The 4,186-nt window shown below is 66.9% G+C and carries 5 protein-coding genes; all 5 read right to left on the bottom strand.

Annotation, left to right across the window (positions count from 1 at the left end; translation table 11 throughout):
* Nucleotides 1-231 precede the first annotated feature (231 nt).
* Complete coding sequence (locus tag RT567_RS14185; protein WP_313576920.1) at nucleotides 232-1,050, bottom strand: SDR family NAD(P)-dependent oxidoreductase; 819 nt, start codon at nucleotides 1,048-1,050, stop codon at nucleotides 232-234.
* Nucleotides 1,051-1,141: 91 nt separating this feature from the next.
* Nucleotides 1,142-2,047: a manganese catalase family protein gene (locus RT567_RS14180; RefSeq protein WP_313576919.1), complete on the bottom strand. Its 906-nt coding sequence runs from the start codon at nucleotides 2,045-2,047 to the stop codon at nucleotides 1,142-1,144.
* Nucleotides 2,048-2,101: 54 nt separating this feature from the next.
* Nucleotides 2,102-2,620 (bottom strand): ferritin-like domain-containing protein, encoded by a 519-nt coding sequence (locus RT567_RS14175; protein WP_313105085.1) that lies wholly within the window; start codon nucleotides 2,618-2,620, stop codon nucleotides 2,102-2,104.
* 77 nt (nucleotides 2,621-2,697) lie between these two features.
* A complete protein-coding gene (locus RT567_RS14170) occupies nucleotides 2,698-3,522 on the bottom strand; it encodes a cyanophycinase (protein WP_313576918.1) in 825 nt (274 codons plus the stop codon).
* Nucleotides 3,515-4,186 (bottom strand): glutamate ligase domain-containing protein (locus RT567_RS14165; RefSeq protein WP_313576917.1); only part of this gene is annotated, 672 nt, incomplete at its 5' end. The genes RT567_RS14165 and RT567_RS14170, both read right to left, overlap by 8 nt.

Raw genomic sequence — 4,186 nt, 5'->3', positions numbered from 1 at the left:
TCCAGGCCGCCCAGTGGGGCGTCTATATCCACGCGGCGGCCGGCCGGCGGCTCGCGTCTAATATCGGGCCGCTCGGTTTCCTCGCGTCTGAACTGCCGGATCAGGTTCCCGGCCTCCTGGATGAGGTCTCCAGCGCGCCTCAAGGAACGATCCCGGCCGGATAAAGACAGGGCGAAGCGCTCAACCGGAACGAAGCGTCTCACGCCGTCCGCCAGGCGCAGGGGCCCGGCCTCACCCCGGCCCGTCTTCGTCCGACCCCGGCTCCGCCATCCTGCGATGCTGCTCTGCCAGCATGGTTTGCGGCGTCACCGCCGCCACGGCGGCCTGGAGCCTGTTGCCCAGTCCCGCGACCACGTCGCCGGCGCCGCGCTTCAGGGCTTCATAGCCCTGAAGCGCCACTTCGGCTGGATCCATCTTGTGCGCGTCCTGACCGACCTTAGTGGCTATCATGCCCGCCCGCCTGAAGAAGTCCGTATCCGTCGGGCCGGGCATGAGGACGGTGACCGTGACGTCGCTGTCCTCGAGCTCGTTGCGCAGGGCGAAGGAGAAGCTGTCTACGAAGGCCTTGCTCCCGTTATAGACCGCCTGGAAGCTGCCCGGCATGAGGCCGGCGATGGAGCCGGTGAAAAGGATTCGGCCTTCGCCCCTCTGCCTCATTCTGCGCCCGGTCAGATAGGCGAGCCGGAGCGTCCCCGTAATATTGGTGTTCACCACATGAAGGATGTCGGCCAGGTCCTGATCAAGGAAGGCGCCGCCCAGGCCATGACCCGCATTGGCCGCCAGGACGTCGATGGGACGCTCGCCGACCAGGGCCCACAGGGCCGCTATCCCAGCTTCCGTCGCCAGGTCGACCTGCACGGCTTCCACGTTCGCGCCCACGGCTTCAAGACCCTCCCGAGCATCTGACAGGTCCTCGTCAGCGGCCAGGATCAGGTCATAGCCGTCCTCCGCCAGCAGCCGGGCCAATTCATAGCCTATGCCCGAGGAGGCGCCGGTCACCAGAGCCGTCGGTCTGGCGGCGCCCCTGTGGGCACGGAATGGATCGGTCATGCTCTTGCTCCTCGTGCGTCTTGCAGCGCTCCGCCTCTCGGCGGCGGGGCATGCGGGCGCCACGGAGCGCCCGCATGTCCCGCAATCCTCGCTAGGCCAGAGCCTCCATGGGCGTTGTGCGCCCGGCCCCGGGGCCGGCGCCGAGATCGGCCCCGGTGATCGGATTGGCTGAAGGATCGGACTGGGTGCGGGCCGCGAAGGCCTGAACCGTCTTCTTGTCAGCCGCCGACAGCTTGACCGAGGCGTCGCCCGCGCCGCCGTCCACCGCCGCCTGGGCTTCGCGATCGTCCACGACCTCCCACTGATCGCCCTCGTTCCAGGACCCGCTCGCGTCCCCCTCCCCCTGGGACATGTTGTAGTATTTGTCGGCGAAGTCCGGATGACCGGGAAGCTTGCCGGGCGGGAAGTTGGCGGGGATAGCGTAGAGCGCCTTCTCGAAGGACTTCTGGTGGGCCACCTCCCGCGTCATGAGAAAGGTCAGGGCGTCCTTGATTCCAGCATCATCGGTGACGTTGATCAGCCGCTCATAGACGATCTTGGCCCGGGATTCGGCGGCGATATTGGAGCGCAGATCGCAGGCCGGATCGCCGATGGAGTCGATATAGGCCGCTGTCCAGGGCACGCCGGCGGAGTTGATCAGGGCCGTGCCGCCGCCATAGAGGATGGACATGGTGTGGCTTTCGCCGCCCGAGGTCATGCTGGCGTAGAGGTCCGCTTCCTCCTCGGCGGCTTCCGCGAGCTTCCCCTTGGCCCCGCGATTGAGCATGGCGACGATGGAGCCGATGATCTCGAGGTGGCTCAGCTCCTCCGTGGCGATGTCCATCAGTAGGTCGCGACGCCCCACGTCCTCGTCAGCCAGCCCCTGGGTGAAGTAGCGCATGGCGGCGGCCAGCTCACCCTGGGGTCCGCCGAACTGTTCGAGCATGAGAGTGGCCAGGGCCGGATTAGGTTCGGCGACCCGCACCGTATACATCAGCTTCTTGTTATGCATGAACATGATAGATTTATCCTGTTGATTTTATGTATATATTTGAAATCAAAGCTAAAGGGTTCAGCGGCTGGCGTTTTCGCCGGCGCGTCTGAGCTCGAGGTGTTTCTCGACCAGCATGGGCAGGCTTTCGTCGACCCAGCGCGCCATGCGCACCTCTTCCTCGAGGGTGGCGGCGAGGGGGTCATAGGCCGCCTCATAACCTCCGCTCTGAGCCAGAAGGATCAGGGCCCGGTAGGAGGCCGCCTCGAAGTTCTCGAAGGCGTAGTTGGCGAAGGCGTTCTTCAGGATCTCGTCTTCGGCGAAGCTGTGGCTCATGGCCGCCAGATTGCCGCCAAGCGAGAGGGCGGCGTCCTTGAGGCCCGACGGCTTCTCGTCGAAGCCGTCCAGCAGGGTCTCCAGACGGAGGATCTGTCCCTCGGTCTCGAGACGGTGGGCCTTCAGCCTGGCGGCTACCTCGGTGAAGTTCCGGGCCCGGTCGATCTGGCGATCCATCAGGGCCAGGGCCTGGTTTTCCACGGCGTGGGCGTTCTTGAGGCCTGTCACGAAGACGTCGCGCCAGACGTCGTCAGCATTGGTCATGTCGGCGTCCCTCCTTGCAGTCGGTTCAGGAGGCTAACCCTCGCGACCGGCGCCGGGGCCGACGTGTCGGGTTCAGGTCACTGCGAATCCCCGCTCCCGCCCTTCTCTCCCGGGGGCGCGCGCTGCGGACGACGGCGGGCGAGGTCGAAGCCGTCGTCCCGGGCCAGGACGTGGAGGCGCACGTCGAACATGGACAGGGCGTCCTCGGCGCCGCCTTCCGAGATATTGGAATGGGTCGCATCCTCCCCGTCGACGACATAGACGGCGCCGTCGCCGAGCACCCTCAACCGCCCATGCTCGACCACCACAGCCGTGTTTTCGTCGACGCCCAGCCCCATGAGCCGCGGATTGTGAGCCACCGCGCCCAGCAGCCGGCCGAACCGTCCCCTTTCGGCGAAATGCTGGTCGATGATGACATTGGGGAGCAGGCCCAGTCCCGGAGCCATGTGCACCTCGCCGATCCTGTAGGACTCCGCGCTCGGTCCCTTGACCAGCATGGTCTCGCTCATCACCGAAGCCCCCGCCGACGTGCCTGCGATCAGGCCCCCGCGCGCATGGAGATCGCGAATGCGCCGCTCGATCGGCGTGTCGCCGATCTGGCTGGCGAGCCTGAGCTGGTCGCCGCCGCTGAAGAAGACGCCCGCGGCGCCGTCAAGCCGGTCGAGAAGGTCCTGCTCATGGCTTTCGGCGCGGTCCTCGACGTAGAGCTCGATCAGTTCCCCGACGCCGAGGCCCTTGAAGCCTTCCCGATAGCTGTCGAAATAGCCTTCGGGTTCATGGGAGGCGATGGTCGCGATCACCAGCTTGCCGCCGTCGAGGCGCCGGGCGACCTCGCTGAGGATGACTCGCTCGCCGGTCTTGTCCTCATGCCCGCCGATGATGATCAGGGGGCCCTTACCCATGGGGAGGCTCCAGGATGACGCCGGGCGCATTCAGGCCCAGGGCCGAGGACGGGAAGGAAGGACGGAAGGCCAGGATTTGCGCCCACACCGCTTCGATACGGGTCGGCGTCAGGACGACGAGGTCCCCGGGTCTCGCCGCTTCAAGGCATGCAGCCACGGCCTCATCCTCCTTTTGCACGCCGCGGAAACGTGACGCGTCCGCGCCGCTGCGCAGCGCGCCTTCCGCGAGGAGGCGGATCACGTCCCCGGCGGGACGACCGCGGTTGTCGGGCGTCTCCCTGAAGACGACTTCGTCGAAGAAGCTCGCGCTGATCTCGCCCATGGCGACGATCTCCTGCGTCCGCCGGTCGCCGGGGATGCTGATCATGGCGATGGTCCGTCCCCCGGCGGGCCGGATCGCCGCCACGAGGGCGCCGAGGGCGCGAAGGCCGTCCGGGTTGTGGGCGTAGTCCATGATGATCCGGAAGCCGTGCTGGTCGCAGATGTTGAGGCGACCGGGATTCTGCTCGTAGCTGGATGTGAAGCTGCCCAGGGCCGCCCCGATCCGCTCCGGAGGCAAGCCCACGCCGTAGCAGGCCGCCGCAGCCGCCAGGATGTTGGCCACGTTGAAGGCCGCCGCCCCGCCCAGGGTAGAGGGCAGGTCCGCCGCACGGCCCAGCCGGCG

This window comes from Brevundimonas sp. (assembly GCF_032107865.1).
Lineage (GTDB): Bacteria > Pseudomonadota > Alphaproteobacteria > Caulobacterales > Caulobacteraceae > Brevundimonas.
This window is presented reverse-complemented; position numbering and strand designations above follow the sequence as displayed.

Excerpts from the sequence above, each read along its gene's own strand:
- RT567_RS14170 (WP_313576918.1), bottom strand. The coding sequence starts at position 3,522 with ATGGGTAAGGGCCCCCTGATCATCATCGGCGGGCATGAGGACAAGACC.
- RT567_RS14175 (WP_313105085.1), bottom strand. The coding sequence starts at position 2,620 with ATGACCAATGCTGACGACGTCTGGCGCGACGTCTTCGTGACAGGCCTC.
- RT567_RS14180 (WP_313576919.1), bottom strand. The coding sequence starts at position 2,047 with ATGTTCATGCATAACAAGAAGCTGATGTATACGGTGCGGGTCGCCGAA.
- RT567_RS14185 (WP_313576920.1), bottom strand. The coding sequence starts at position 1,050 with ATGACCGATCCATTCCGTGCCCACAGGGGCGCCGCCAGACCGACGGCT.